Annotated in this window: 26 protein-coding genes; 14 read left to right on the top strand and 12 right to left on the bottom strand. The window is 63.6% G+C overall.

Annotated elements, in window-relative coordinates; translation table 11 throughout:
- Positions 1-14: 14 nt before the first annotated feature.
- From ACODSP_RS25305 to ACODSP_RS25295, 3 genes are all read right to left on the bottom strand, one after another.
- Positions 15-1,241, bottom strand: a complete 1,227-nt coding sequence (locus tag ACODSP_RS25305) for a GGDEF domain-containing protein (protein WP_488968302.1) — start codon at positions 1,239-1,241, stop codon at positions 15-17.
- An 81-nt stretch (positions 1,242-1,322) separates the two neighbouring features.
- Positions 1,323-2,534 carry a GGDEF domain-containing protein gene (locus ACODSP_RS25300; RefSeq protein WP_488968301.1) on the bottom strand — a complete coding sequence of 404 codons (1,212 nt, stop codon included), beginning with the start codon at positions 2,532-2,534 and terminating at the stop codon, positions 1,323-1,325.
- A gap of 154 nt (positions 2,535-2,688) precedes the next feature.
- Complete coding sequence (locus ACODSP_RS25295) at positions 2,689-3,921, bottom strand: hypothetical protein (protein ID WP_488968300.1); 1,233 nt, start codon at positions 3,919-3,921, stop codon at positions 2,689-2,691.
- A 361-nt stretch (positions 3,922-4,282) separates the two neighbouring features.
- On the opposite strand from ACODSP_RS25295, the gene ACODSP_RS25290 reads away from it, so the two are divergent.
- The gene (locus tag ACODSP_RS25290; protein ID WP_488968299.1) at positions 4,283-4,930 is read left to right on the top strand and encodes a hypothetical protein; all 648 of its coding nucleotides are present in this window, start codon (positions 4,283-4,285) and stop codon (positions 4,928-4,930) included.
- A gap of 21 nt (positions 4,931-4,951) precedes the next feature.
- On the opposite strand, the gene ACODSP_RS25285 is transcribed toward ACODSP_RS25290, so the two are convergent.
- A complete protein-coding gene (locus ACODSP_RS25285; RefSeq protein WP_488968298.1) occupies positions 4,952-5,989 on the bottom strand; it encodes an MBL fold metallo-hydrolase in 1,038 nt (345 codons plus the stop codon).
- 175 nt (positions 5,990-6,164) lie between these two features.
- Between ACODSP_RS25285 and ACODSP_RS25280 the strand changes: the two genes are divergently transcribed.
- Together ACODSP_RS25280 and ACODSP_RS25275 are read left to right on the top strand one after the other, a co-directional pair.
- Entirely contained in the window at positions 6,165-6,350 is a 186-nt protein-coding gene (locus tag ACODSP_RS25280; protein WP_488968297.1) for a hypothetical protein, read from the top strand.
- Between the two features lie 233 nt (positions 6,351-6,583).
- Positions 6,584-7,654 (top strand): OmpA family protein, encoded by a 1,071-nt coding sequence (locus ACODSP_RS25275; protein ID WP_488968296.1) that lies wholly within the window; start codon positions 6,584-6,586, stop codon positions 7,652-7,654.
- A gap of 131 nt (positions 7,655-7,785) precedes the next feature.
- On the opposite strand, the gene ACODSP_RS25270 is transcribed toward ACODSP_RS25275, so the two are convergent.
- The gene (locus ACODSP_RS25270) at positions 7,786-8,454 is read right to left on the bottom strand and encodes a LuxR C-terminal-related transcriptional regulator (protein ID WP_488968295.1); all 669 of its coding nucleotides are present in this window, start codon (positions 8,452-8,454) and stop codon (positions 7,786-7,788) included.
- A gap of 330 nt (positions 8,455-8,784) precedes the next feature.
- Between ACODSP_RS25270 and ACODSP_RS25265 the strand changes: the two genes are divergently transcribed.
- Positions 8,785-9,543 carry a response regulator transcription factor gene (locus ACODSP_RS25265; RefSeq protein ID WP_488968294.1) on the top strand — a complete coding sequence of 253 codons (759 nt, stop codon included), beginning with the start codon at positions 8,785-8,787 and terminating at the stop codon, positions 9,541-9,543.
- Positions 9,544-9,613: 70 nt separating this feature from the next.
- Here the strand turns inward: ACODSP_RS25265 and ACODSP_RS25260 are convergent, their stop codons facing one another.
- On the bottom strand, positions 9,614-10,966 hold the full coding sequence (locus ACODSP_RS25260; protein WP_488968293.1) for a TldD/PmbA family protein: 1,353 nt from the start codon (positions 10,964-10,966) through the stop codon (positions 9,614-9,616).
- A gap of 371 nt (positions 10,967-11,337) precedes the next feature.
- On the opposite strand from ACODSP_RS25260, the gene ACODSP_RS25255 reads away from it, so the two are divergent.
- Together ACODSP_RS25255 and ACODSP_RS25250 are read left to right on the top strand one after the other, a co-directional pair.
- On the top strand, positions 11,338-11,499 hold the full coding sequence (locus ACODSP_RS25255) for a hypothetical protein (protein WP_488968292.1): 162 nt from the start codon (positions 11,338-11,340) through the stop codon (positions 11,497-11,499).
- 86 nt (positions 11,500-11,585) lie between these two features.
- Positions 11,586-12,077 (top strand): YajQ family cyclic di-GMP-binding protein, encoded by a 492-nt coding sequence (locus tag ACODSP_RS25250; protein WP_488968291.1) that lies wholly within the window; start codon positions 11,586-11,588, stop codon positions 12,075-12,077.
- Positions 12,078-12,248: 171 nt separating this feature from the next.
- On the opposite strand, the gene ACODSP_RS25245 is transcribed toward ACODSP_RS25250, so the two are convergent.
- A complete protein-coding gene (locus tag ACODSP_RS25245; RefSeq protein WP_488968290.1) occupies positions 12,249-13,019 on the bottom strand; it encodes a TerB family tellurite resistance protein in 771 nt (256 codons plus the stop codon).
- A gap of 251 nt (positions 13,020-13,270) precedes the next feature.
- On the opposite strand from ACODSP_RS25245, the gene ACODSP_RS25240 reads away from it, so the two are divergent.
- The 3 genes from ACODSP_RS25240 (at position 13,271) to ACODSP_RS25230 (ending at position 15,142) form a co-directional block, all read left to right on the top strand.
- Positions 13,271-13,810 carry a GNAT family N-acetyltransferase gene (locus ACODSP_RS25240; RefSeq protein ID WP_488968289.1) on the top strand — a complete coding sequence of 180 codons (540 nt, stop codon included), beginning with the start codon at positions 13,271-13,273 and terminating at the stop codon, positions 13,808-13,810.
- Positions 13,811-13,942: 132 nt separating this feature from the next.
- Positions 13,943-14,365, top strand: coding sequence for a DUF2141 domain-containing protein (locus ACODSP_RS25235; protein WP_488968288.1), 423 nt, complete (start codon positions 13,943-13,945; stop codon positions 14,363-14,365).
- An 87-nt stretch (positions 14,366-14,452) separates the two neighbouring features.
- Positions 14,453-15,142: an aspartate/glutamate racemase family protein gene (locus ACODSP_RS25230; RefSeq protein WP_488968287.1), complete on the top strand. Its 690-nt coding sequence runs from the start codon at positions 14,453-14,455 to the stop codon at positions 15,140-15,142.
- On the opposite strand, the gene ACODSP_RS25225 is transcribed toward ACODSP_RS25230, so the two are convergent.
- From ACODSP_RS25225 to fsa, 4 genes are all read right to left on the bottom strand, one after another.
- Positions 15,139-15,381: a hypothetical protein gene (locus ACODSP_RS25225; RefSeq protein ID WP_488968286.1), complete on the bottom strand. Its 243-nt coding sequence runs from the start codon at positions 15,379-15,381 to the stop codon at positions 15,139-15,141. The genes ACODSP_RS25230 and ACODSP_RS25225 overlap by 4 nt on opposite strands.
- A gap of 71 nt (positions 15,382-15,452) precedes the next feature.
- Entirely contained in the window at positions 15,453-16,394 is a 942-nt protein-coding gene (locus tag ACODSP_RS25220) for a tyrosine recombinase XerC (protein WP_488968285.1), read from the bottom strand.
- A complete protein-coding gene (locus ACODSP_RS25215) occupies positions 16,388-17,119 on the bottom strand; it encodes a DUF484 family protein (protein WP_488968284.1) in 732 nt (243 codons plus the stop codon). The genes ACODSP_RS25220 and ACODSP_RS25215 overlap by 7 nt, the downstream gene beginning before the upstream one ends.
- Before the next feature lie 55 nt (positions 17,120-17,174).
- Positions 17,175-17,855, bottom strand: a complete 681-nt coding sequence (gene fsa / locus ACODSP_RS25210) for a fructose-6-phosphate aldolase (protein WP_054166035.1) — start codon at positions 17,853-17,855, stop codon at positions 17,175-17,177.
- A gap of 225 nt (positions 17,856-18,080) precedes the next feature.
- On the opposite strand from fsa, the gene ACODSP_RS25205 reads away from it, so the two are divergent.
- Positions 18,081-18,533 carry a DUF2948 family protein gene (locus ACODSP_RS25205; protein WP_488968283.1) on the top strand — a complete coding sequence of 151 codons (453 nt, stop codon included), beginning with the start codon at positions 18,081-18,083 and terminating at the stop codon, positions 18,531-18,533.
- A gap of 38 nt (positions 18,534-18,571) precedes the next feature.
- Here ACODSP_RS25205 and ACODSP_RS25200 read toward each other — a convergent pair whose 3' ends face one another.
- Entirely contained in the window at positions 18,572-21,085 is a 2,514-nt protein-coding gene (locus ACODSP_RS25200) for a flagellin N-terminal helical domain-containing protein (protein WP_488968282.1), read from the bottom strand.
- A 255-nt stretch (positions 21,086-21,340) separates the two neighbouring features.
- On the opposite strand from ACODSP_RS25200, the gene ACODSP_RS25195 reads away from it, so the two are divergent.
- From ACODSP_RS25195 to ACODSP_RS25180, 4 genes are all read left to right on the top strand, one after another.
- Entirely contained in the window at positions 21,341-21,544 is a 204-nt protein-coding gene (locus ACODSP_RS25195; protein WP_488968281.1) for a hypothetical protein, read from the top strand.
- Positions 21,545-21,576: 32 nt separating this feature from the next.
- Complete coding sequence (locus ACODSP_RS25190) at positions 21,577-22,839, top strand: efflux RND transporter periplasmic adaptor subunit (RefSeq protein ID WP_488968280.1); 1,263 nt, start codon at positions 21,577-21,579, stop codon at positions 22,837-22,839.
- Positions 22,840-22,965: 126 nt separating this feature from the next.
- Positions 22,966-23,646, top strand: coding sequence for an ABC transporter ATP-binding protein (locus ACODSP_RS25185; protein ID WP_488968279.1), 681 nt, complete (start codon positions 22,966-22,968; stop codon positions 23,644-23,646).
- A 34-nt stretch (positions 23,647-23,680) separates the two neighbouring features.
- Positions 23,681-26,164 (top strand): ABC transporter permease, encoded by a 2,484-nt coding sequence (locus tag ACODSP_RS25180; protein WP_488968278.1) that lies wholly within the window; start codon positions 23,681-23,683, stop codon positions 26,162-26,164.
- The last annotated feature ends 60 nt before the right edge of the window (positions 26,165-26,224 follow it).

Raw genomic sequence — 26,224 nt, 5'->3', positions numbered from 1 at the left:
AAACGTCACTGACGTCAGTTGAAGGCCGCCCCCCGTGGGCGGCCTTTTTCGTCGATGGGGAAGGGAATGATGCGGCTGTTGCCGGTGGGCGGGTGACGGCCCTCCTGTCGCTGCCGCTTATCGGCATACATGGCCTGATCGGCATGGCGCAGCAGGCTGTCAATGTCCCGCCCATCCCGTGGGGCCAGGGCGGCGCCCAGGCTGATACGCACCGGCTCGACATCATCGCCCAGCACGATGGGTCCCTCGACCATCTGGCGCAGGCGCAGGCAGGCCGTGTCCAGCCCCTCGCCATTATCCAGATTGCTGAACAGCACCACGAACTCGTCCCCGCCGATGCGCGCGGCCTCATCGCTGCTGCGCAGCCCATCGCGCAGACGGTCGGCGACGGTGCACAACATGGCATCGCCGCCGCCATGGCCATAGCGGTCATTGATCGACTTGAACTGATCCAGATCGAAGAAGGCCAGCCCGAAGCCGGGGCCACCCCGCGACAGCCGGGCAAGGGCACGGCCCAGCACCGCCTCCAGATGCCGGCGGTTGGCCAGCTCGGTCAGCGGGTCGATCTGGCTGACGGCCTGCACCTGCTGGCGCACCCGCATATTCACGGACAGCATCAAGCCAAAGACCCAGCCAAGGCCGCACAGGGCAACAATGATGAAGATCATGCTGTTGACGGCGAGATAGGGGAATTTCTCCCCCTCTTCCAGTGTCAGCGCCACGACCCAGCGCCAACCAGCCGCCGCCGCCATCAGCAGCATGAAGCCGGCCGCCATTCCATGGACCAGCCTTTCATGCGGGGCGGTCCGCCACATCATGACCAGGGCCGTGCCCGTCAGGCACAGGACACAGATCGCATCGTGCCAGAGATACCGGCGCGTCACGACCTCCCGGTTCATAAGAGAGATGGCGACAACGGTCAGCACCGCCGCCAGCACCAGCAGCCGGCGGGTGTCCGCCCGCCCGAACCCCCGGAACCGTAAGGCACCTTCCAGCATCAAGATCATGGAGGCCAGGTTGAGCGAGTTGTTAAGCACCGTATAGAACGGACCTGTCATCACCTGCTGGATGACCATCACGGACAGTACCCAGGCACCGACATGCAGCGTCTGCGACAGGCTCCAGACATCCAGACCATCCACGCCCGGATTGATCCGCCAGACCAGAACCAGCGCAAGCGCATTGATGACGGCAAGCGCCGCCACCACCGTTGACATGGTGAAGAAATCAAGCCCAGGCATCGCCCCGCCCGCCTGTATACAATTGCCCCGTGTTAACCATATTGTGCATAGGGTCCGCCGCCAAGCGGCTTTCCCTATCCGTCAGGATGGGGTGGGGTCCTGCAATTCCGTTGTCAGTTCCGTTGTCAGCATGGGGGACAACAATTCCGGGGCCTGCCGTGCGCGCTTATGCTCGTACATCATGTTGTCGGCCCGGCGCAGCAGGTCCTCCGCGATCTCTCCATGCAACGGCGCCAGCGCGGTTCCCATGCTGACCCTGATATCTACGGTGCCCTGGTCCAGCAGCAGCGGCCCCTCCACAGCCTTGTGCAGACGGCGCGCCACGGTTTCCAATGCTGCCGGCTGCTCCAGCCCCGGCAGCAGCACCACAAACTCGTCCCCGCCGATGCGGGCCGCCAGATCCTGCGTCCGCATGTCCTGCCGCAACCGGTCGGCCACCGCCATCAGGACGGTATCGCCGACCGCGTGACCCCAGCGGTCATTGATCGGCTTGAACCGGTCCAGGTCGAAATAGACCAGTCCCAGCAGACCACCGGTCCGTGACCGCTGTGCCAGGGCGCGGTTTAGTTCCTGTTCCAGGGCGCGGCGATTATCCAGGCCCGTCAGGGGGTCGATCAGCCCTGTCAGGATCACCTGCCGTTTCGCCTCGGCATTGATCGACAGGATCAGGCCATAGAGTGTGCCCAGGCAGCACATGGCCACGCCACCGAAAAGCGCGAAATTGAACGACCGGCTGCCCATCTCTGTCCAGCCCTGGGTGATGGCCCCGGCCAGTCCCCAGCGGGCCAGATAGATCGCGGCCTCCGCCAGCAGATAAAAGGCGGCCATGCTGTGGGCCAACCGCTGATGCGGCGCCATGCGCCACAGCATGCCCGCCGCCGTGCCCGACAGCAGCAGGGCGGCAACCGCGTCATGGAACAGATAGCGGGCGGTGTCATTGCTGCGGTTCACATATGACAGGGTCATGATGATGGCCATGACCAGCAGCATCCAGGGCAGGCGCGCCCGTCCCTGGCCGATCCCCCGGAACCGGAGCGTCCCCTCCAACAGCAGAAGCATGCCGCCCAAATTCACACTGTTATTATAGGCCGTGAAGAAAGGATCGTTCAGGACGCCCATATTCACAAACAGGCTGGGCAGCCAGGCCAGCATGAACGCTGATTGCGATGCCACCCAGAAGCGAAGGCCGGGCATCCCGGAATGAATGCGCCAGACGATAATGATGGCAATGCTGTTGATCAGGGCGACAGCCCCGATCAGTGTGGACAGCGTGAAAAATTGCTGTGTCGTCATGCCCACCGCCAGCATCTTCGACCGGTTATCCGGTCGATATCAGTATAGGCATGCAACCAGCGATGTCATGGACAAATCAGCGTCGGTGCAAACAAAAGGCCCCGCCAATATGACGGGGCCTTTGCTTTCTGATCACTAACCGGAACTACCCGGATCAGCCGCGCGACTGTTGCGGAGGGGGTAGGTTGGTGCGATAGGTGGGGAAGGGGATCGGACGCAACTCTTCCTTGCGGCTGGCTGAAATCTCGATCTCCATGCGGGCAATGACCTTGCGCAGCTCATGCAGCGCATCGGTCAGGCCCTGCACGCCGCCGCCTGTCTGGCCTTTCCAGGCCTTATAGGCTTCGGCGCAGGCCTTGGCCGCCGCATCCATACGCTCATCAGCGGGCGTGGTCGGCGTTTCCGCCGCTTCCAGCCGGGCCGGGTTGCGCTGTTGCTGGCGATAGGGATAGACGACGTCCATCGGCCCTTCGTTGGGGGCCACCACGTCGACAGGTGCGCGTTCCACCCGGCCCTCGCCGCCCTGCGGACGGTCGAAGTCACGCGGCGGACGGGCTTCCAGACGGTCGCGGCCCAGACGCTCACCCCCAAACCGCTCCCGCTGGGGGCCGGGCTGGCCACCCTGCGGGAAGCGGGGCACATGGCCCTGGCGGCGGTCGCCATTCTGGTTGCGGTCCTGACCACGGTCGCCGCGATCCTGCAAACGGTCACCACGATCCTGGCGCGGCTCGCCCCGGAATTCACCCCGGTCAGGGCGGCCCTCACGGCCTTCCTGCGGGAAACGCTCACCGCGTTCGGGACGATCCGTACGCTCACCCCGCTCGGGGCGGCCTTCACGACCATCGCGCGGCGCACGGTTGTCACGGCCCTCGAACCGGCGGGGGGCGACTTCGCCTGCACGCCCGCTATCGTGATGGAATGGCGATTCACGACTCGGCTCACCCGATGCCTCGGCAGCAACCGATGCCTCAGCGGGGGCAGCGACCGGTGCCGGCGGCGCCTCAACCACAGGGGCGGGTGCCACGGCCTGTGCCACCTCTTCGGCGACGACCGGTGCGGCAGCCCGGGTGGCGCGGCGTGCACGGGGGACCGGTTCCGCCGCGACAGGGGCAGCGATCTCCGCTGCCGGCGCGGCGGCGACCGCCACCGGTTGTGCGGGGGCCGGTGCTGCTTCCACCGTTCCCTCATCGCCGTCAGCGGTCAGGCCAGCGGCCTCCGCCTTGCGGACGATGTAGGAAATGGCGCTGGGCGTGCAGTCGAATTCACGCGCGATGGCGGAAAGGGTTGCCCCCGCCTTGTAGCGCTCAAGAATTCGTGGCCAAGCGGATTGCGGAATTCTGCCCCGACGCTTCGGGGAGTCCGCATCACCTTCATTTTCGGCGTTCAAGATATCACTCGGTTGCCAGAGAGGCTCTTGCGTCATGCAGCGGGTTCACAGTCTGGGACAGACCCGCCGCATGTAAAAAGCTTTTGCAGGGGCCAAAGGGGGCCACGGCATGCCAATCGCAAGGGGACTGCCAGGATTTGTGAACCCAGATATGGGGGAATTGTCAGAGAATTGAAAGAGAAACTGCGACCCTGCTGCAAAAAATCGCGGCATGGGGCCCATGTCGTCATGGCCGGCGGCCGGGACCGGATCGGATTGGTAATGAAATCACAGGGCGGCAGGGCCGGCCCCACTTGCGGGGTGTTGCGGCTTGGGGCACAGTCGCGACCATCCAAACCCGTTACAGCCGGACCCTATCCGCATGTCCTTCTTCCGTCAGGCCGCCCGCGCCATCGGCGCTTCCGCCCTTGCTTCCCTGATTGCGGCCTCGCCCGTGCTGGCCGCAGCGCCTGCGTCAAAGGGGCCTTGCTACACGGTGCCGGAATTTGCCGCCGAACAGGGCATCCGTCTGCATACCGAACTGATGGTCATCGGCCTGACCTGCCAGCATCTGGATGCGCCGGGGCAGGTCAGCCTGTTCAACCAGTACAAGCAGTTTACCTTGAAGCACCAGACCCGCATCCAGGAATGGGAAAAGGCCCTGGTCGGCTATTTCAAGCGGACGACCAAGGGCAACGCGACCCGCAGTTTTGACAGTTTCCGCACGCGTCTGGCCAATGAAACCTCGCAGCGCGCCATCGCCCTGACCACCCCGGTCTTCTGTGGCACCCATGCCCCCCTGGTGGCCCAGGCCATGGCTGCCAGCCTTGCCGACATTGAAAACGGTCTGTCGCCGGACGCGGCGGGTGTGCGCATGGCCAATGCCCCGCGCTGTGACAAGCCGGCCCCCACCGTGTTGATGGCTGATGCCGCGGCTGCGGCCAATGCCGCCCCGCCGCGCGCGCCGTCCGCCGGCGTCTCCGGTGCCGCCGCCGGTGCCAAGCCGAAGGTCAAGTCGAAGGCGGAGTAAATGCGATGGCCGGGGTCGGGTTCAGCTGCGGCTGAACAGCCAGACCCCGTCCTCCCGGCGCTGCCGCGACAGGCGGCCCTGGCGTTCCAGATGGTTGAGATGGGCCAGGGCTTCGCCGGCGGCAAAGCTCATCTGATGGGTGTCGAGTGCGCGGTTGAACATCATCCGCGTGATCTCCGCGATGGTGCGCGGCCCCTCAGCACAGAATCCGACCGCCTCATCCAACCGCTCTGCATGGTGGTGGGTCAGTTCATCGATGCGTCCCTGCAGGCTGCTGAACGGGCTGCCATGGGACGGCAGGACCAGCGTATCGGCGCGCAGGGTCCGCAGCCGGGCCAGCCCGCCCAGAAATTCCGCCAGCGGATCGGCAAACGGTTCGGCGGGCCAGACGCTGACATTCGGGCTGATACGCGGCAGCACCATGTCACCCGCGATCAGCACCCCGTCATCAGCACTGTAGAGACAGGCATGTTCAGGTGAATGCCCGCCCGACGTGATAATTGTCCATTCGCGGTTGCCGATGCGCAGGGTGACGCCATCCGCCAGCCGGTCGAAGGTGGCGGGCACCATGGGGACGCCGCGCGCATAGGCATTACCGCGCACTGTCAGGGCCGCCAGCATCTCGTCATCCAGCCCCATGGCGCCATAGAAGCGGCGGCCCGCCTCCGCGATCTCATCCGAACTGTCCAGGCTCAGCATCCGGGCCAGCAGCCATTCCGTCCGGGTCATGCGCAACGGCGCATCGAACCGCCGGCACAGCCAGTCGGCAAGGCCGATATGGTCGGGATGGAAATGGGTGACGATCACCTGCCGTACCGGCCATCCCTGCAGGAACTCGCCCGCCACCTGTTCCCAGATGCCGCGCGTCAGGCTGCTGGCCACGCCCGTGTCGATCAGGGTCCAGGCCGGGCTGCCATCGGGCATCCGGTCTTCCAGAATCCAGACATTGATGTGGTTCAACTGAAACGGCAGGGGCAGACGCAGCCCGTGGAGTCCGGGTGCCACCTGGGTGATTTGCAGGGCCTGCGGCTGCGGCGTGGTCGGGTCCGGGTTGGTCACGGGTGGCGGACCTTTCTTCAAAAGAATGATATCGCGTCATGCTGCAATCAAAAGACATAGGACATGTCGCCGATCTTTGCCATGCCGCACCGCATTGTCACCCCGCGCGTGGTGGAAACCGTCATCTTTACCGATGTATTGGCGTGTCGGGATATCAAGGCCGGAGTCTGTACCCATGCATGCGCAAACAGGCACAATCGTTGAGATTGAAGAGGAACCGCTTGGACTTCTGGTGCTTATGGAGGAGGAGTTCGTGTTTCATGCCGTCCATCCAGCCGTGCAACGGCTGCATGGCAAGCGCTTTGCCAACGGCATATCCGCAAGGCGGGAGGCCGTAAAAGCCTTTCGCAGCGCGGCGTAGAACAAACGCAAATTCTGGCTCACCATTGTTTAGCCTTATGGGCTAGTATGTTTGTCCAGCAAGTTGCCACCTTGAGTCGGGCGCACAATTTCTGTAAGTCTGGTGTGACCGGGCTGCGCTGGCTTTTGCTTGGCCGCCCCGTGAGAGAACAGGTCGCCACCGGGACCCTCGCCTTATCAACCGGGTCCCGTTCGTCAAGGTGATCGCCCAAGGGCCCATAAGGAGAATGAAAGATGAAACTGCACCATTTGCTGATGGGAACTGCACTGGCTCTCGTCCTGCCCGTGGCCGCCACGGCGCAGACCCTGCCGGAAGGGCCGTATATCGGGTCCCAGATCGGCGTGAGCTGGCTGCAGGATCTTGATCTGAAGACCGCCACCGCCACCAACAAGGTGAACAACAAGGAGACCATCGCCGCCGTGTTCGAAACCGGCTATCAGTTCGGCGATGGCCTGCGCCTTGGCGTTGAAGGCGGTTATTCCATTCATCAGGTCGACACCATCAAGGGCGGCCCGGCGGGTAACCCGATCGGTGACACCACCACCTTCACCCTGATGGGTGTGGTGCAGAAGGAATTCGACGTCGGCTCGCCGTTCCGTCCCTATGTCAGCGCCGGTCTGGGCTGGGGCTGGGTGGACACGGACAATGTCGGTCCGGTGTTCTCCAACGGCTATTATTCCAACGCCGCGCAGGACAACTTCGCCTATCAGTTGGGCGTGGGCGTTGCCTATGCGCTGACCCCGGATCTGGATCTGACCTTCGGCTATCGCTACCAGGGTATCGATGACCTGAAGTTCAAGAGCGAGAACCCCCGCTACAAGAGCAACTACAATTCCCACTCCGTGCTGATCGGCGTGCGCACCGTGTTCGGTTCCGCCCCGGCCCAGCCGGTGCAGGCCACGACCGTGGTTGCTCCCCCCCCGCCGCCGCCGGCACCCGCACCGGCCCCGGCTCCGGTTGCCGCTCCGACCATCACCCGCAACTTCACGGTCTTCTTCGACTGGGATCGTTCGGTGCTGTCGGCTGATGCGCAGCAGGTTCTGCAGAACGTCGCCCGCGACGCCAAGGCTGGCAAGATCGTGCAGATCAACGTGGCCGGCCATGCCGACACGTCCGGTCCGACCGACTATAACCAGAAGCTGTCGCAGAGCCGTGCCGAGGCTGTGCGGGAGTATCTGGTGAGCCAGGGTCTGCCGGCCAATCAGGTTTCCGTGGAAGCCAAGGGTGAGACGGACCTGCTGGTCCCGACCGCCGATGGCGTGCGGGAGCCGTCGAACCGCCGCGCCGTCATCGTGTTCCCCTGATCATCTGATCTTGTGACACCTGCCGGCCCTTCGGGGCCGGCAGACGGTACGAAAAAGGGCCGCTGTTCGCAGCGGCCCTTTTTATTTGGATTATATTGCTTTTTACGAGAATTCGTTTTTGTTTTCGCGTTTCAGGCCATGGGGGCGATGCCATGTTCCATGGCCCAGATGGCGGCCTGGGTGCGATTGCCGGCGTTGATCTTCCGCATGGCATTCTTGAAATGCATCTTCACGGTGCTTTCGGTGATCGACAGGCGCCGGGCGATGGCCTTGTTGGAATGGCCGCTGATGACACAGGCCAGAATCTGGGTTTCGCGGGGTGACAGGTCGGCGCTGCTGGCCGTGTCGGCGCCCGGTTCAGCCTGCGTGGGGGACTGCGCCTGGGTCTGCCCCATGCCCTGGGTGGCGGTGGCGGGATAGACGGCCTGTCCCATGAGGATAAGGCGTACGGCCCGCAGCACGGCGTTGAACGACGCCCCCTTTGAGACATGGCCGTGTGCGCCGGCAGACAGGCTGCGGTTCAGCGCCGGTGGCGCCAGATCGGCGGACAGGACCAGCAGCCGCGTATCCGGCGCCAGGGCACGCAGCCGCGTCAGCGGGTCGCCATCATCGACGCGGTCCAGGCCGGAAGGGTCGGTAATGATCAAGGCGGGCCTGGCCCCGCCGGTGAGGGCCTGTTCGGCGGCGGATAATGAGGGCAGGGGGGACTCCACCGCCATCCCTTCTTCTTCCAGCAAGGCGGCCAATGCCGCGCTGAACAGCTGATCATGGTCAACCAGCATCACCGATCCAGATGTCATGCCCCCGTACCCCTTGTGATCCAGCCAATTCCCATCGCCGCTGAACCAAGCGCATGTCGCATCCGACGGGAATTTTTCCCATGATTCCAAGCCTTTTGGGCCTGTCGCTGAAAGTTTAGTTAAAATACAATCGATAGATCGAGAGGCGAAGTAACTGCCAAGGATAAAAGCTTCGAATTTCGATCTAATTTCATCACAACTCGGTTCCTGAGAATAATATAAACAGATTCTCATGGAATTGAACAGAAGGAGGTTGCGAGAAGACTTAATCCGTATGAATATGTACGAGAGGTTAACACCGGGCTGGATGCCCCTTTTCTGGAGGTCGTGATGACCATCGCCGTGCGCCGGGGCGGCAGCCCGTTGCGTGTTGTGACCACGGACTCCTACGCCCGACCCACCGGGGTTGATGGCGTTTCCGGTGTGCGCCGCCGCTGTTTCCTGATCATTGATCCGCAGGCCCTGGTCCGTCACGGTCTGGCGCTGACGCTGGCCTCCCTGCATGACGGGGCGCAGACATGGCAGGCCGGCACCCCGGCGGAAGCGCTGGGTCTGCTGTCGCAGGCTTCCAACATTCCCGACGTTGTTCTGATGGATGCGGATGGGCTCGGGCCGGAACGGATGACCGCCATCGCCGATTTCCTGGCCAAGGTGCAGGGTGTCCCTGCCATCATCATGTCCTCTGCCTTCACCCCGGCGGAAACCCGCACGCTGCTGACGGCGGGTGCCGTCGCCTGCCTGCTGAAAAGCGATCCCAGCGCTGTTTTGGCCGAAGCGGTGTCGCTGGCCCTGACGCGCGAAGGCTATGTCCAGATGCCTTATGGCATGCTGACCACCGCCGTTGCCGTGCCCGCAGCAGAGGATCGCGCCGATTTCGCCTCGGTTTCCCGCCTGACCAACCGTCAGCGCGATATTTTCCGCCTGCTGCTGTCCGGCTGTTCCAACAAGGAAATCGCCCGTCAGCTGGGCGTTCTGGAAGGCACCGTGAAGGTGCATGTCCGCGCCATGATGCAGAAGCTGGGTGCCCGCAACCGCACCCAGATCGCCATCCTGGCCGCCCGCACCGGCTTCCGCGCCGAATGCGCGTGATACGGTTCCAATAAAAAAGCCCGGCGGGATCATCCCGCCGGGCTTTTTTATTGGCACATGTTGCCCTGTCTCACATGCCGGCGACCGTCATCCCATCAATACGGATGGTGGGCGCGTCGATGCCATAGCGCAGGCGCAGGTCGCTGGCCGGCACGATGCGGCGGAACATATCCTTCAGATTGCCGGCGATGGTGATCTCGCTGACGGGATAGGCGATCTGACCATTCTCGATCCAGAAACCGGCGGCCCCCCGCGAATAATCGCCGGTGACCCCGTTCACGCCCTGGCCCATCAATTCCGTGACATACAGCCCATCCTTGATATCGGCCATCAGTTCGGTGGGCGACAGGGGGCCGGGGGCCAGATAGACATTGGTGGGGCTGGGCGATGGCGGGCCGCTGGTGCCGCGCGTGGCATGGCCCGTGGGCGTCAGGCCCAGCTGGCGCGATGAGCGCAGGTCCAGGATCCAGGTGGTCAGCACCCCATCCTCGATCAGGTTGCGGCGATGGTTGGGCAGACCTTCTGCGTCGAACGGCTTTGACCGCAGGCCGCGCCGCACATGCGGGTCCTCCACCACCTGGATGCCGGGCGCGAACACCGCCTGGCCCAGCCTGTCCTTCAGGAAGCTGGTGCCGCGCGCGATGGCGGCGCCGGAAATGGCCCCGCAGAGATTGCCCAGGAACCCGCCCGACAGGCGCGGATCGAAGATCACGGGCACCGTCTGGCTTTTCACCTTGCGGGGATTCAGCTTGGCCACCGCCTTGCGGCCCGCGCGCGCGCCGATCTCCGCCGGGCTTTCCAGGTCACTGCCATAGACCGTGGAGTGATAGGCATAGTCGCGTTCCATGCCGGTGCCTTCACCGGCCAGGACGGAGACGGACAGCGACCGGCGCGACACGCCGTAACCACCGGCAAAGCCATTGCTGGCCACCAGGGTGACGGCGCTGCGGCTCCAGCTGGCATCCGCACCGTCGGAATTGGTGACGCCGGCCACTGCGCGGGCCGCATCCTCCGTGGCCTTCGCGGCTTCAATCAGGGCATCGGCGCTGGGTTCGTCCGGATCGTTCAGGTCCAGGTCGATCCAGGATTGGGTGATCTGGCCCGGTTCGGCGATACCGCAGAACGGATCTTCCGGCACTGCGCGGGCCATGGCCACGGCCCGCTCCGCCAGTTCGGCGATCATGCGCGGGCCACGGTCGGTGGAGGAAACCACCGCCATCCGCCGGCCCACAAGGACGCGCAGGCCCAGATCGCCCGCTTCCGACCGTTCCAGCCCCTCCGGCTTGCCCAGGCGCGTGGACAGCGACAGCGACGCCCCGTCCACCAGCAGCGCATCGGCGGCATCGGCCCCGGCGCGGCGGGCACGCTGGATCAGGTCGTCCAGCAGGTTGGCTGCATCTTGGTCGAAGGACGGCTTGGTCATCACTTGTTCCTGTCAGCTGCCCTTAACGGGCCTGTTCTCATGCGAGCGGCTTGAAATGCCGACAAGTCAGCATTTCAAGCTTCGGCGGCATGGGCCGCCGCCGCGCCCGTCGGCGCGGATGTCGCCGGTCAAGAATTTTGACCGGCGACATCAGACATCTAGCACCCGCATCCCGGCCCGCAAAGGCCCAAAGCGGTCCCGCGACAGCCCGTGCCTGTGCCCTTCGTGCAACAGAGGACAGGCGTTACCGATGCGAAACCTGTCCGTGACAATATTAAACATTTGCATGTTAAAGAGTCGCTTATATAGTCAGCTTATCGGGTATCGGGGCGATGCCCAGGATCAACATCCAGCCTTTAAGGGAGGCCGTAATGCGTGAAGCGACGAATTTTAAGCAGCGTGCCGCCATGGTCCTGCAAGCCCTGGTCCTGGCCGGTCTGTTCGTGGTGGCGGCCATGTCCGCCGGGGAACAGGCCCATGCCGGCGATGGGGCGACCATGGCGCATAATCAGGTCGGTATAGCGAAGGGCTGACCCGTTTTCCGGGAAGGGTGACGGGTGCGGATGGCTGGTGCTAAAGTGCGGGCAGCTTTTCAAACCGTACCCGGGACCCTTTACCCATGCCCACCTTTGATATCGTCTCCAAGACCGACATCGACGAAGTGAACAATGCCGTGCAGGGTGTGCTGCGCGAATTGCAGACGCGTTTCGACTTCAAAGGCTCCAAATCCACGATGGAGCTGAAGGAGAAGGAGAATGAAATCCACATCCATACCGAGGACAGCACCAAGCTGGCGCAGCTGACGGAAATGCTGAAAGGCTATTTCGTGCGGCGCAAGCTGGACCCCGGCTGCCTGGATTGGGGCAAGGAAGAAAACGCCGCCGGCGGCACCCTGCGTCAGACCGTGAAGGTCAAGCAGGGTATTGACCAGACCCTGGCCAAGCAGATCAACAAGGCCATCAAGGATGCCAAGATGAAGGTCCAGGCCTCCATCCAGGGTGATGAGTTGCGCGTGCAGGGCAAAAAGATCGACGACCTGCAGGCCTGCATCGCCCTGGTCAAGGGGCTGAAGATCGAACAGCCGCTGCAATATATTAATTTTCGCGACTGATACCAAGAGCCCTGGATCAGGGCTCTTGGTCTTCACCTGTTTCCTCAAGCGCCGGGCGCTGCCTCCGGCAGCTTGGCTTTCGCGCACACGTGTGCGCGGGCCAGCGGTCGCTGGCCTCCAAGGGTCATGGGAAATGACCCTTGGTATGGACAATGGTGAAGGGCCGGGGGATCACTTCCCCCGCATCTCCCGCTCCAGCTTTTCATAGGCGGTGTTCAGCGCCGCCGTTTTTTCATGCGCCAGATCGATAAATTCCTGGGGCATGCCCTTGGCGATCAGCGCGTCGGGGTGGTTTTCGCGCATCAGCTTGCGATAGGCTGCCTTGATCGTGTCGAAATCCGCGTCCCGCGCCACGCCCAGGATGGCATGGGGATCATCCTCCGGGGCGTTTGCCCCCTCGATGCGGGTGCCATGCTGGCGCCAGACCTGTTCGAACTCGTCGGGCGGAAAGCCGAATATCTCGGCCACGCGGCGCAGAAAGGCCAGTTCGGCCAGATGCACGATATCGTCGGCCACCGCGATGTGGAACAGGCCGGCCAGCAACTCCTCCAGAACCTCCGGCCTGTCCTGGAACATCTGCGCCAACTGTTTGGCGTAGGTCTCGAACCCGGCGCTGTCGCGCTTGGCCGCGTCGAACAGCCGGCCGACATTGCGCAGCTCATGGTCGGGCACATGGAAGATGCGTTTGAACGCCTCGATCTCCACCCGGTGAACCACGCCATCGGCCTTGGCCATCTTGGCCGACAGGACGATGACGCCGACGGTGAAGGCGATGGTCTGCGTCTGATCCGGGCGGCCCTGATCATCGCTGCCGCGCGGCGTCTGTTCGGCACCCCGGAACCCGTCCACGGCGTGGCCGGCCAGGGCACCGAGCAGGCCGCCCAGCGGCCCCCCCATCGCGAAACCCGCCGCCCCACCGATGATTTTGCCCCAGATGCTCATGATATCCGCCTGTCGCCGATGTCCGTCCGCAGGATAGCGGCGGCGGGAAAGGATGCAACGATGTTGGTGCCACCAGCGCCGGTGCTGCAATTCTGGCATAGCAGCCCAAATCTTCACAGCCGCGTATTCACCCCCTATATTGCGCTGCACAAGAACAATCCCGCCCCTCATAGGGTTGGCGGGGGACGGATCCCAGGGGGAGGGGACGCGGAAGGGGCGCATTGGCCGTTTGTCCCGAGGTTTGTTCCGTCATGACATTATTTCGCCCCCTGCTGCCCGCCGAGGCCGCCCGTTACACCGCCCATCTGCTGCGCCTGTCCGCATCCGACCGCCGCGCCCGTTTCATGGGCGGGTTGAGCGATGATGCCGTGCGAGCGCATGTGGGCCGGATCGACTGGCACAAGGCCATCGTGCTTGCCGCCATCGTGGGGGGGGAGATACGGGGGGCCGTGGAACTGCGCCATGGCGGCAGCCGTACCGAACTGGCCATCTCCATCGAGGCTGACTGGCAGAATCACGGCCTGGGCGGCATGCTGGTCCGCCGGGCCTTCACCATGGCCCGCAACCGGGCCCTGCGCGGGGTGGAATTCTACTGCCTGGGCAATAATCACCGCATGCTGCGCATCGCGGGCCGCCTCTCGGCCCTGGTCAGCTTCGATGGCGGGGAGGTGCATTGCGACTTCCAGCTGGCGCCCGCCGACGCCTTCTCCCTGGCGCTGGAGGCGATGGACCGGGGCGGGTCGGCCCTGACCATGATGCTGGAACCGGCGGGATTGCCGCGCGCCGCCTGACCCGCGCGCATTTCACGCTTCGCGAAACGGATTTCACGAAACGCGTCGCCGGTTGCACGAAGCCTCTGTTTACCGGTCACCTTCGGCTGGGGGATGGGATGTCCATCCATACCAGCCACGGGACCTTCACAGATGCGCTGCGTCGTGCTTTCCGCTTTCGCCCTTTCCCTTCTCGCTGCCGCCACGGCCCCGGCGGCGATGGCAGCCGATGTTACGGTCATTGTCACCGACGCGGAGCCCAATGGCCGTGGCGTCTTCGTGCAGCTCTGCACGCAGGAGGAATTCCTGAAACGCTGCACCCTGCGCGACAAGGCGGCGGCGAAGGACGATACCGTCCGCTTCGTCTTCAAGGATGTGCCGCCGGGTGCCTATGCCGCCACGGCCTTTCAGGACGTGAACGACAATGCCAAGCTGGACCGGGGCATGTTCGGCGCACCCAGCGAACCCTGGGCCGTCAGCCGGGATGCCAAGGGCCGCATGGGGCCGCCCGTCTTTGAGGACGCCAAGGTGGAGGTCACCGACAAGCCCCTGACCCTGGAAATGGATCTGGATTGAGCTTGTCGTCAGGACAAGTTCGCCATTGCGGCGGGGGCGTATCCAGGCCAAGCAGAAGCTATCCATCCTTTCTGCAAGGCAGTCCCCATGCGGCGCATCGGTATTATCGGCGGCATGAGCTGGGAATCCACCCAGCTTTACTATCGGCTGATCAATGAACGGGTGCGCGCGGTACAGGGTGGCCTGTCCTCGGCCCCGCTGCTGATCCATTCGGTTGATTTCGCTCCCGTCGCGGCCATGCAGGCGGCGGGCGACTGGCAGGGCCTGACCGCCATGATGGTGGGCGCCGCCCGCGACCTGAAGGCGGCGGGGGCAGAGGCGCTGGCCATCGCCACCAACACCATGCACAAGATGGCGGAAGAGGTGGTGGCTGCCACCGGCCTGCCCCTGATCCACATTGCCGACGTGACGGCGGCTTCCATCCGCGCCGCCGGCCTGTCACGCGTGGCGCTGCTGGCCACCCGTTTCACCATGGAACAGGATTTCTACCGCGCCCGCCTGTCCGCCGGCGGCCTGAATATCCTGACCCCGGACGAGGCCGACCGGGCGGAGGTTCACCGCGTCATTTATGAGGAACTGTGCCGGGGCGAGGTGAAGGACAGTTCCCGCGACAGCTACAGACGCATCATCACGGGACTGCGGGCGGCGGGCGCGCGGGGGGTGATCCTGGGCTGTACCGAGATCACGATGCTGATCGGGCCGCCAGATACCGACCTGCCCTTGTTCGATACGACCGCCATCCATGCGGCGGCGATTGCGGACTGGGCGATGGGTTAATCCACCAGATCAAGGCGGCGGTTGATGCGGTCAATCTGTTCGCGCAGACGGTCCACCTGCGCCTGAAGATGGGCGACGGTTTCGGCGTCGCCCCCCTGATCCCGCCGGATAATCGCAATGCCGCGCGCCAGTTCATTCAGCCGCTGACCATGTTCGCCCTGCGTCTGCCGGATCGCCGTGATGTCGCCACGCATCGCGCGCAGCATTTCCAGGACAAGATCGATCGGTTCCGTGCTCATGGCTGCACCCCGCTCTGGTGTCCCCTGAATATGGCACAGTTTGTAAGTTTGATGCAGAGCCTATGACTTCTTCACCCCCGCGCCCGTGGATGCGCGTCGGCATAGACGGCCAGCAGCTTTTCCGTATCGACATCGGTATAGCGCTGGGTGGTGGACAGGCTGGCATGGCCCAGCAAATCCTGAATGGCGCGCAGGTCGGCACCACCGCCCAGCAGATGGGTCGCGAAACTGTGGCGCAGCGCGTGGGGCGTGGCGCTGTCGGGCAATTGCAGGGCACCACGCAGGGCCTGCATCTGCTTGCGCGCCACCGACGCGTTCAACCGGTCGCCCCGGCTGCCCACGAAGATGGCGTCCGTTCCCTGCCAGGGGCAGGCCTCCAGATAGGTTGCCACGGCCTCATTCACGGCGGGCAGCACCGGCACCTGCCGTTCCTTTGACCCTTTGCCCAGCACGCGCACCGTGGCCGCCCCCGGCGGCAGGTCGTTGCGGTTCAGAGCCAGCGCCTCTGAAATACGCAGGCCGCAGCCATAGAGCAGGGTGAACAAGGCCCGGTCGCGCAACCCGACCCAGGGGGCATCGGGCAGGCTGGCCGCCTCATCCAGCAAAGCCCCCATATCCTTCTCATGCAGCGGGCGGGGCAGCGATGATTTCAGCTTCGGCGCCTTCAGCGCCCCGATATGGGGATTGTGGACGATGCCGTGACGGTCCAGCCATTTGAAAAGATTGCGCACGCCGGAGATGCCGCGTGCCCGTGTGACGGCCTGCGCCCCTTCCATGGCGCGCGCGGATAGCCAGGCGCGGAATTCCATCAAGGAGATATTGCCCAGATCATTCAGGCCCGGCTTGCGTTCCCGATAATCGGCCATGAAGGCCAGAAACTCGGCAAGGTCGGTATTATAGGCGCGGATGGTCGCCGGGCTGGCGCCCTTTTCCGTGCTCAGCCAGCGCTGCCACCGTGCTATGGCATCCTGCAGATCGGCCTGCGCCGCAAAGCCCAGGCTGACGCTCACCATGCCGGTGCCGGGTCCAGATAGGCTGCGATGACGCGTTCCACCACGCCCGACAGGAACAGCAGCAGGTCGGTCGCCTGTCCGGGATGGAAGGTTTCCGGTTCGGCGGAGCCGAAGGCCAGCAGGGCGGGGGTGGCTTCTTCCCCGTCGCCCAGGCGCAGGCGGACCAGGGCCTGGCTGCGGATCAGGCCGGCCTGATGGCCCCAGACTTCGACCGAACCAAGGATATCGGATTGCAGGGCCACATCGGCGCGGCCCATGACGCGGGTGATGGTGCCATGATGGGCCATGCCCAGGCCTGCGGGGCCGATGCTGGCGATGGGGCCTTCGGGCTGTTCCACCACCAGGGCCGCCCCATCCAGGTCCAGCAGGACCGCCAGATCGCTGGTGATGGCCTGCACCATCGCCTCCAGCCCCCGGCAGGACAGCAGGTGCAGGACGGCGGCATGGACGCGCCGCAGGTTCATCATGTTGGCGCGGGTCGTATCGACCAGCAATTGCTGCTGATCAGAAAGCCGCCCCACCTCACCCCGTAGCTTTTCCAGGATGCGTTCGCGGATATCGACGATACCCTGGCCCAATTCCGGGGCGGTGGGGGCCAGCAGATGGCGCAGCAGGTCGGGCCGCCGCGCCAGGAAATCAGGATGGTCCATCAGAAAGGCCGCCACATCCTCGGCCGTCAGTTCATCCATCGGGTTGGTGGTGATCTGTCCGGGTCCGGTGGTCATGCGGCCTTTCCTCCATTCTTATTATTATTGTCGAAGCCCGACCTTGCGTGCCGGATCAGCCGCGCTTGGGCAGGGGCTGGTCCAGGATGGACTGGCCGGTCTTGGCCCAGTCGGACACGAAGGTGGCCAGACCCTTGTCGGTCAGCACATGGTTGCCCAGCTGACGGATGACGCTGGGCGGCATGGTGGCGACATGGGCGCCCATGCGGGCCGATTCCACGACATGGATCGGGTTGCGCACCGACGCGACCAGCACTTCCGTCGTGAAGGCCGAATAGTTGGAATAGATCTCGACGATTTCCTGGATCAGGTTCAGGCCGTTCTGGCCGATATCATCCAGCCGGCCCACGAAGGGGGAGATGAAGGCGGCACCGGCCTTGGCGGCCAGGATGGCCTGCGCGGCGGAGAAGCACAGGGTCACATTGACCATGGTGCCTTCATTGGCCAGCGTGCGGCAGACCTTCAGGCCGGCGGGGGTCAGCGGCACCTTGACGGCCACATTCGGGGCGATCTGGGCCAGATAGCGGCCTTCCTTCAGCATCGTGTCGAAATCGGTGGCGGCCACTTCGGCGCTGACCGGGCCTTCGACGACGTCGCAGATCTCGGCGATCAGTTCCACGAAGTTGCGACCGGCCTTGGCGACCAGCGACGGGTTGGTGGTGACGCCATCCAGCAGGCCGGTATCGGCCAGATCGCGGATTTCGGCGAGGTCGGCGGTATCGACGAAGAACTTCATGGGAGCGGGTCCTGACGGGCGATGAAAGGGGCGTCCGGGCCGCACGCCCGAACATGCGCGGGAAACTACCAATATCCCGCCCCCGTCGCCAGCCTGGGCGGTCCCTGTTGCGCGCATGGGTGGGCGGCGATGGGGATTCTGACAAAAGCCGGGACCATCATCAAGGGCTTGTCCTTGGCAAGCGCCCGGTACCCCCGTATTTTGTCGGCTGATGCTGGTGGAGAGATGATGATGAACGCGGCGGTACGGCTTCGGGCGGTGGATGCGGACGATCTGCGGGTGGTTTCCGCCCTGTTGCAGGACGCGATCATCCCCATCGCCGATCTGGCCTTTCTGCCCGATGACCGGCTGTTCATCCTGCTGGCCAGCCGGTACCAATGGGAAGGCCCGGCGCCCGATGGCGGCCCCACGCCCGATGAAGGTGGGGAGGGGCCGACGCGCATCCGCTGCGCCGTGCGCTTTACGGGCGTTGAGAAGGTGAAACGGCGCGGCGTGGACCTGACCCGGCGCGGACAATTCCTGTCGCTGCTGGCCCTGGAGCCGTTGGAGGGGGCGGTTTTGCTGCGCCTGTCGGGGGGCGCCGATATCCGGCTGGAGGGTGGCGCAATCGAGTGCCGGATCGAGGACCAGGGGGAGCCTTGGCCCGCCTCCCGCCGTCCTGACCACCCCGTCGGCTGATCCGGGAAACCCGCCGTAACCCTGGCGGCTGTGTGATATCAGAACAAGCTGAGGATTCGTTGCTGCTGCTGCGTCATCAGGCTGACCATGGTCGTAGCCAGTTGGAGGCGGACGTCTGCGGTCAGGACTTTAACGCTTTCATTATTCTCATCGGCAACGACCAGCTTTCGGGACCCATCCCGCAGCACCTCGGAAAACTCACTGGTGAAGTCGGCCCGGGTGTTCAGGATGTCCATGTTCACATCCAGGCTGCGCAAGGAAGACATCAGACGGATATTGGCGCGTTCCAGGTCGTCGATGGCCAGGTTCACGTCACTGCGATCACGCCAGCCATTGGCCGCATTGTCGATACCCAGACCCAGCGGCCCGCTGCCAAGATTGACGGCCTTGATTTCCAACGCGCTGCTGCCATTGGCGTTCAGGTTGACCGTAAGATCGTTCTCCGCGGTGCCAACACTGACCTGATCTGTCGTCATGGTGGCTTTCTCCCCCAAGGACGTGCTTCGGACCGTCAACTCTGCGGCGCGACTGGCCGTGCTGCTCATGGCGGCGACACGCCAGGAATAATTGTTGGCACCAGCAGCGGCATCGAACTGGATTTGGGCACCGCTCGACAATGTGAAGCCGGTCGGCCCCGCCGCATTGCCCATGGTCAGATTGTCGGTCACGCCAATACTGCCATCCATGGCGGTATGGGTGACTGAGACGGTCCGCAGGCCCAGGCCTGCACTGTTGCTGGCACCGATGGCAACGCTGATATTGCTGTCGGTGCTGATCCCCGACCATCCTTCCAGGCTGATGAAGCTGCTGGCAGCGGCGGTGGCGGCATCATCGGCGACGGCGTAGCTGTCCAGTCCCAGATGGACATCAATCGTACGGCTGCCGGCGCTGCCATCTTTATGGAACAGGCCGATGGTGGCGCCGTCATTGACGCCGCCACTGAGGCGGATAGTCACGGGCTGACCATCGCCCTTGTCCTCCACAGAGCCGTTGAAGCTGCCGCCCAGCCCGTCGCTGATGCTGACCGTCCGGCGTCCATTCGATACCGCGCCGTAGGTCAGGGATAGTTGGGCACTTTGCTGCCATCCCTGGGTGTAGGGGTTGGCGAACTCTCCAGCGTCGAAATCGCCATCGGCGACGGTGGTCAGGCCCCCGCCGCCGGCGCTGCGATTATAAAGAAACACCGCATTCGATGTCTTTCCGGCCAGGGCGCTGGGCGTGATGATGATTTCGCCTTTGCTGGTCAGCGGATTATTGCCCCCGATCGACCCAAGGCTTTGATTGCCATTGATCTGCGACCAGACCTGATCGCCGCCGCTGATGCCGGCATATTGGTTCAAAACCACGGCGCCGGCGCCAAAGCCCGATCGTGCTACCTCCAGCTTGACGGCGGTGTCCGCCAGATCTTCGGTTGTGGGGCGGCCCGGCATGATGGCACCGGTCAAGGATCCCAGATCACCGGTGATCCCGCCTGCTGTTTCTGCCGCACCCTGGATGGTCTTCGGATCGACCTCAAGTCGCACGGTGCCGGCCGGAAACCGAAAGCTGTTCTCCCCCTCCTGAAGACGGATCGAGGTGTCCTGTGTCGCGGCGCTGCGTTCCTGCGTCACACCCTGGTTGTTGGTGACGCTGATGGTCAGGTTGACATCGCGGGCAAGACTGGCCTTTACGACCCCGCTTGTATCCAGCGCCTCCGCCATCAACCTGCCGTCAATCTGAAGGTTGATCTGCGCCCCGGAATTGAAGCTGTGGCTGACGGCCAGTTTATCGCCGGAAACTGCCAGAGCCTTCAGTTCAGACTGGCTGTAACTGGTTGTCCAGCTTTCGTCCCCGTCCAGCACGACCAGCTTTGCATCCCGTCCGGGCTTGCCGTGCAGTTCGAACTTGATGTCGTCAAATCGGCCTTGGGTCGAACTGTTGAACCCGCTGAGATTCAACTGCGCCAGACCCAGTGTGTCCTGCGCCCGCAACAGGTCCGTCGCATCAGTGGAAATCGCGCCATTGCCGGTGACGGCCACGCGATAGCTGTCGGCGGATGTGACGCTGCTGATCGCGGCCTTATCAATGCCGGTAATGTCGCCGACATTGCGCACGCTCTTGTCGGTTGCGGCAAAGCTGGGGGGGCGGGACATCAGCAGGTTTTTGCCGCCATAGGAACTGTCGGAGACGAACTTGTCGATCTGCCGCAGGATGCCGTCAAACTGCTGGGCCAGTTCCCGGCGCATGGATATGGCGGACGGGGTGTTATCCAGGGTGGCCAGCGTCACCGTGGTCAGGCCCCGCGCCTGATCCAGCAGACCCTTGACGGAGGCGACGCCGGCACTGGCCGCCTGCACGGTGGAAATGGCCTGCGCCATTCCGGATTTCAGCCCGTCCAGATCGCCCGCGCGTTGCGTGAGCCCGCGCGAGGCGAAAAACTGCTGCGGCCCCTGGATGGCGGTGTTGATTTTAAGTCCGCTGGTCAGGCGGGAAAGGGCCGTTTCACGGTCAGCCGTAAGGGTTCGCAGCATCGATGTCGTGCTGCGCAAAGATGCCGGCAGATTGACCGACATTTGCCCCATCTTCCGTGCCCGCCTTTGGCCGACTTTTTGCCCCTCCGGCCTTCATTGGTGCTGAAAACCGGTGTCAACGGCGTGAGACTTTTTCCCATCGACGTTAACCACATAGTCTTACCTAAAAAGTAGTAATTCGTCCAGTGTCCGCCTTTGGGCCGCGCCCTGTCCGAAATCGGACACTGTTCGTTTCCGAACAATCGCGCCAAGAGACCAATGCTTTGAAAACAAATGAAATTCCTATTGGCACGCCCCTTGCCAGTAGAGACCCGGAACGCCGGCGACGGGACCGACGGCAAGGGATGGGGATTGATCATGCGTCAGGCGCAGCAGCAGTTGGAAATGATCACCGAAGGAACGGACCTGATGGACCGGGTGGAGGACGCCGTCCTCAATGTCCATCCGGACCTCTGGCTCGCCGGCCTGATGCTGGCCGTGCTGATCAACTGGCTGGCCTGACCGGCACCAAACAAGGGTAGGGAGTGGGCATCATGGCGATGGATCGCCGGATCGAGAAGACGGGTTTCCAGAAGCACAAGAAGGCCATTGCCGGGGCGGCCATCGCCCTGCTGGTGGGGGCCGGCGGCCTTTACATGGCGTTCGGCGGTACCGGTGGGCAGACGGTGCGCATGGCGGAGGACCGTCTGATCGTTTCCACCGTCAATCAGGGCCAGTTCGAGGATTTCATCCCCGTGCGTGGTTCGGTTGAACCGCTGACCAGCATCTTCCTGGACAGTGTCGAGGGGGGGCGTGTGGAACGCCGCTTCGCCGAGGCGGGGCAGTTCGTGAAGGCGGGCCAGCCCCTGCTGGAACTGACCAATACCGACTTGCAGCTGGAGGTGATCAGCCGTGAAGCGCAGGTGATCGAACAGCTGAACCAGCTGCGCACGGTGGAGCTGAACCTGGAGGTCACACGCCTGAACAACCGCCAGAACCTAGTGGAGGTGGAGTACAAGCTGGTGCAGCTGAAGCGCACGCTGGACCGCCGTGCCGAACTGATCAAGACCAAGGCCATCAGTCAGGCGCAGTATGACGAGGCCCAGGACGAATACACCTATCTCCAGCGCCGCCGCGACGTCCTGAAGGACACGCAGACCGTCACAGACCGCCTGCGCGACGAACAGTTCGGCAAGCTGAAGGAGAGCACGGGCAAATTGCAGGAGAACCTGGAATTTGCCCGCCGCAACCTGGACAATCTGATCGTCAAGGCCCCGGTCGATGGTCAGTTGACCTCGCTGGAAGCCGAGGTTGGCCAGAACAAGACGCGCGGTGAGCGTCTGGGCCGTATCGACCGGATGGACGGGTTCAAGGTGGTGGCGCAGGTGGATGAATTCTACCTGCCGCGTCTGGCCACGGGCCAGACGGCGGAAGCCGCCATCGGGTCCGGCACTTACATGCTGCGCGTCGCCAAGATATTCCCGCAGGTGCGCGATGGCCAGTTCAAGGTCGAACTGGAATTCGCCAGCGAGGCGCCCAAGGACATCCGTCCTGGCCAGAGCCTGCAACTGCGTCTGAAGCTGGGTGACACGACCACGGCGCTGCTGATCCCCAACGGCGCCTTCTATCAGGATACGGGCGGGGCATGGCTGTTCGTCGTCGGCTCTGACGGCAAATATGCCACCAAGCGCTCGGTCCAGCTGGGCCGCCGCAATGCCCAGGTGATCGAGGTGAAAAGTGGTCTGGACAAGGGTGAACGGGTGGTCACCTCGGCCTATGGCGACATGATCCGCATGGACCGTATCCAGTTGAATTGAGGGATGAGGCCGTAGGTCGGGTCGAGCAAAGCGAGCCCCGACAAGTGGCGGTTGCCAAAATAAATGTCGGGGCTCGCCTGTGGCTCGACCCGACCTACGATACCAACAGCAGGAAGGAACAGTCGAATGTTGAAGCTGGTTGATCTGGTCAAGGCCTACCGCACCGAGGAAGTCGAAACCACGGCGCTGAATTCGGTGAACATCCATGTCCGTGACGGCGAATTCGTCGCCATCATGGGCCCCTCGGGCTGCGGCAAGTCCTCGCTGCTGAACATTGTCGGCATGCTGGATACGCCCAGCAGCGGCCAATACTGGTTTAATGGCGAGGAAGTGTCGAAATACGGGGAGCGCAAGCTGGCCGATATCCGCAAGAAGAATATCGGTTTCATCTTCCAGAGCTTCAACCTGATCGACGAGCTGACCGTGTTCGAGAATGTCGAACTGGCCCTGCTTTATCACGACATCCCGGCGCGTGAACGCAAGGAACGCGTCAAGGCCGCCCTGGCGAAGGTGAATATCGGGCACCGCGAAAGCCACCTGCCGCAGCAGCTGTCGGGTGGTCAGCAGCAGCGCGTGGCCATCGCCCGCGCCGTCGTTGCCAAGCCCAAGATGCTGCTGGCCGACGAGCCGACCGGTAACCTGGACAGCGCCAATGGCGACGAGGTCATGCGCATGCTGACCGAACTGAATGCCGAAGGCACCACCATCGTCATGGTCACCCACTCCATGCCGCACGCCCAGTATGCGACGCGCATCATCAACCTGTTCGATGGACAGGTCGTGGCCGAGAACCTGCGCGCTGCCTGATGATCGCGTCCCACGGCATCCGGGGGGATCTGCCATGTTGAAGAACTACCTGATGGTTGCCCTGCGCAACCTTCTGAAACACAAGCTTTATTCGGCGATCAACGTCACGGGTCTGGCCGTGGGTCTGGCGACCTGCGTCCTGATCCTGCTGTTCGTGCGCAACGAGACGTCCTACGACCGTTTCTTCACCGACAATGACCGCATCTATCAGGTGGCCTTCAAGGCGCAGCTGCCGGGCCGTCAGGTGGATCATTTCGCCGCCTCCATGCTGCCCCTGGCCGCCGCCATGAAGGAAGGGCTGCCGGAGGTGGAGATGACGGTCCGGGTGATACAGAATAACGTGGTCATCAAGCAGGGCAGCGAAAGCTTCTCTGAAACCGCCCGTGCCGTCGATCCCGACTTTTTCCGGATTTTCGATTTCGCGTTCCTGCGCGGGGACCGCATGACGGCCCTGGATAATCCCAACAGCATCGTCCTGACCGAAAGCATGGCGCGCAAATATTTCAAGGATCAGGACGCGCTGGGCCAGACCCTGGATATTGACGGTTCGGCACCGGCCAAGGTGACGGGTGTCATCCCTGACATGCCGTCCAACACGCATTTCGACCTGGAAATCATCCGTCCCTATGCGGCGGTGGCCCAGGCCATGCGCGGCATCGAGACCAACTGGGGCGCCGTCTGCTGCGAAACCTATGTCCGGCTGAAGCCGGGCGTGGATGGCAAGGGCTTGAGCGACCGGATGCCTGCCTGGTTCAAGAATGTTGCCCCGACGCTGAATTCCCCCACCGGCAATGTCGTGCTGGGTGAGATCTTCACGCCGCGCCTGCGCAACCTGAAGGACATCCATACCGACCCGGTGATGACCTCCATGCGTCCGGCGACGTCTTATGCGGAGATCATTACGTTTGCGGCGGTGGCGGCCCTGGTTCTGGCGATTGCCTCGATCAACTTCATGAACCTGGCCACGGCCCGCGCCACCCAGCGCGCCCGTGAGGTCAGCGTGCGCAAGGTGGTGGGGGCCAGCCGTGGCCAGATCATCATGCAGTTCATCGGTGAATCGCTGCTGCTGACCGTGATCGGCCTTGTCCTGTCCATCGCCCTGGTCGAACTGGCCCTGCCGGCCTATTCCGCCTTCCTGGACAAGAAGCTGAGCTTCAACCTGTTCACCGATCCGCTGCTGGGTCCGGCCCTGCTGGGGCTGGCGCTGGTGGTGGGTGTGGCGGGCGGCGCCTATCCGGCCTTCTTCCTGTCGGGCTTCAATCCGGCCCGTGTGCTGAAGGGGGCGTCGTCGGGTGTGGGCGGCGGTTCGGGCCGGCTGCGCATGGCGCTGGTGGTGGTGCAGTTCGCCATCTCCATCTCCCTGATGGTCGCCACCTCCGTGGTCTATGGTCAGCTTCTCTATGCCCAGAACAAGAATCTGGGCTTTGAGAAGGAAAACACCCTGGTGCTGCGCGGCTTCCCGCGTTCCGTCGATCAGGCCCGCCAGCAGACGCTGGTGGAGGCACTGTCCAAGCTGGACGGCGTGTCCGCCGCCGCCGGCAGCAGCAGCACCCCAGGTGATGGCAGCGAGAACAACACCAATGTTCGCCTGCCGGGTGCAAACCCGGATCAGATGCTGGTCCTGCGTCAGGGTGGTGTGGATTGGGACTTTGTGAAGGCGCTGGGCCTGCAACTGGTGGCTGGCCGTGAGTTCGACCGCAACCGCCCCGCCGATCAGTTGCCACCCCTGGCCGACCCGGCCCAGGTGCCGGCAGGCGATACGGCTGCCCGCACCTATGCCGGTGCCGTCATGATCAACGAGGCTGCCGTGAAGCGTCTGGGCTTCGCCAGCAATGAGGATGCGATTGGCAAGCAGTTCGAAGCCGGGGCGAATGATGATGGCACCAACAAGCTGACCGTCATCGGTGTCGTGGCGGATTTCCACTTCCGCTCCATCCATGACCCGATCCCGCCGGCCATGTTCATCATCGACCGTGAACGCTTCTCTGACGTTCTGGTCCGTCTGAAGCCCGGCAACGTGCAGAAGACCCTGGTGGAGATCGAGCGGGTGTGGCGCGACATGTTCCCCAACCGTCCGCTGAACCGCGAATTCCTGGATGACCGTATCCAGGCCCAGTATGTCCGTGAGGCCAAGACCTCGCAGATGTTCGCCGCCTTCTCGGGTCTTGCCATCCTGATTGCCTGCCTGGGCCTGTTCGGTCTGGCCAGCTTCACGGCTGAGCGCCGGACCAAGGAAATCGGCCTGCGCAAGGTGCTGGGCGCCAGCGTGATGGACATTGTCCGCCTGCTGGTCTGGCAGTTCTCCAAGCCGGTTCTGATCGCCAACCTGATCGCCTGGCCCGTGGCCTGGTACTGCATGGATCAGTGGCTGAACGGCTTCAGCTTCCGCATCGACCTGAACCCGCTGCTGTTCGTGTCGGCGGGTGCGGTGGCGCTGCTGATCGCCTGGGCCACCGTCGGCCTGCATGCGGCCCGCGTGGCCCAGGCCAAGCCGGTGACGGCATTGCGCTACGAGTGAGCGACTGGCCCTTGCGGGTCCGGTGGGGACCGGATCCGCAAGGGTTTCCTGATTTAGGGA

This window comes from Niveispirillum sp. FG156 (genome assembly GCF_057809555.1).
This window is presented reverse-complemented; position numbering and strand designations above follow the sequence as displayed.

Bases quoted from the DNA above. Each gene is read 5' to 3' on its own strand.
- ACODSP_RS25305 (WP_488968302.1), bottom strand. From the start codon at position 1,241: ATGCCTGGGCTTGATTTCTTCACCATGTCAACGGTGGTGGCGGCGCTT.
- ACODSP_RS25300 (WP_488968301.1), bottom strand. From the start codon at position 2,534: ATGACGACACAGCAATTTTTCACGCTGTCCACACTGATCGGGGCTGTC.
- ACODSP_RS25290 (WP_488968299.1), top strand. From the start codon at position 4,283: ATGTCCTTCTTCCGTCAGGCCGCCCGCGCCATCGGCGCTTCCGCCCTT.
- ACODSP_RS25280 (WP_488968297.1), top strand. From the start codon at position 6,165: ATGCATGCGCAAACAGGCACAATCGTTGAGATTGAAGAGGAACCGCTT.
- ACODSP_RS25275 (WP_488968296.1), top strand. From the start codon at position 6,584: ATGAAACTGCACCATTTGCTGATGGGAACTGCACTGGCTCTCGTCCTG.
- ACODSP_RS25270 (WP_488968295.1), bottom strand. From the start codon at position 8,454: ATGACATCTGGATCGGTGATGCTGGTTGACCATGATCAGCTGTTCAGC.
- ACODSP_RS25265 (WP_488968294.1), top strand. From the start codon at position 8,785: ATGACCATCGCCGTGCGCCGGGGCGGCAGCCCGTTGCGTGTTGTGACC.
- ACODSP_RS25260 (WP_488968293.1), bottom strand. From the start codon at position 10,966: ATGACCAAGCCGTCCTTCGACCAAGATGCAGCCAACCTGCTGGACGAC.
- ACODSP_RS25255 (WP_488968292.1), top strand. From the start codon at position 11,338: ATGCGTGAAGCGACGAATTTTAAGCAGCGTGCCGCCATGGTCCTGCAA.
- ACODSP_RS25250 (WP_488968291.1), top strand. From the start codon at position 11,586: ATGCCCACCTTTGATATCGTCTCCAAGACCGACATCGACGAAGTGAAC.
- ACODSP_RS25245 (WP_488968290.1), bottom strand. From the start codon at position 13,019: ATGAGCATCTGGGGCAAAATCATCGGTGGGGCGGCGGGTTTCGCGATG.
- ACODSP_RS25240 (WP_488968289.1), top strand. From the start codon at position 13,271: ATGACATTATTTCGCCCCCTGCTGCCCGCCGAGGCCGCCCGTTACACC.
- ACODSP_RS25235 (WP_488968288.1), top strand. From the start codon at position 13,943: ATGCGCTGCGTCGTGCTTTCCGCTTTCGCCCTTTCCCTTCTCGCTGCC.
- ACODSP_RS25230 (WP_488968287.1), top strand. From the start codon at position 14,453: ATGCGGCGCATCGGTATTATCGGCGGCATGAGCTGGGAATCCACCCAG.
- ACODSP_RS25225 (WP_488968286.1), bottom strand. From the start codon at position 15,381: ATGAGCACGGAACCGATCGATCTTGTCCTGGAAATGCTGCGCGCGATG.
- ACODSP_RS25220 (WP_488968285.1), bottom strand. From the start codon at position 16,394: ATGGTGAGCGTCAGCCTGGGCTTTGCGGCGCAGGCCGATCTGCAGGAT.
- ACODSP_RS25215 (WP_488968284.1), bottom strand. From the start codon at position 17,119: ATGACCACCGGACCCGGACAGATCACCACCAACCCGATGGATGAACTG.
- fsa (WP_054166035.1), bottom strand. From the start codon at position 17,855: ATGAAGTTCTTCGTCGATACCGCCGACCTCGCCGAAATCCGCGATCTG.
- ACODSP_RS25205 (WP_488968283.1), top strand. From the start codon at position 18,081: ATGATGATGAACGCGGCGGTACGGCTTCGGGCGGTGGATGCGGACGAT.
- ACODSP_RS25200 (WP_488968282.1), bottom strand. From the start codon at position 21,085: ATGTCGGTCAATCTGCCGGCATCTTTGCGCAGCACGACATCGATGCTG.
- ACODSP_RS25190 (WP_488968280.1), top strand. From the start codon at position 21,577: ATGGCGATGGATCGCCGGATCGAGAAGACGGGTTTCCAGAAGCACAAG.
- ACODSP_RS25185 (WP_488968279.1), top strand. From the start codon at position 22,966: ATGTTGAAGCTGGTTGATCTGGTCAAGGCCTACCGCACCGAGGAAGTC.
- ACODSP_RS25180 (WP_488968278.1), top strand. From the start codon at position 23,681: ATGTTGAAGAACTACCTGATGGTTGCCCTGCGCAACCTTCTGAAACAC.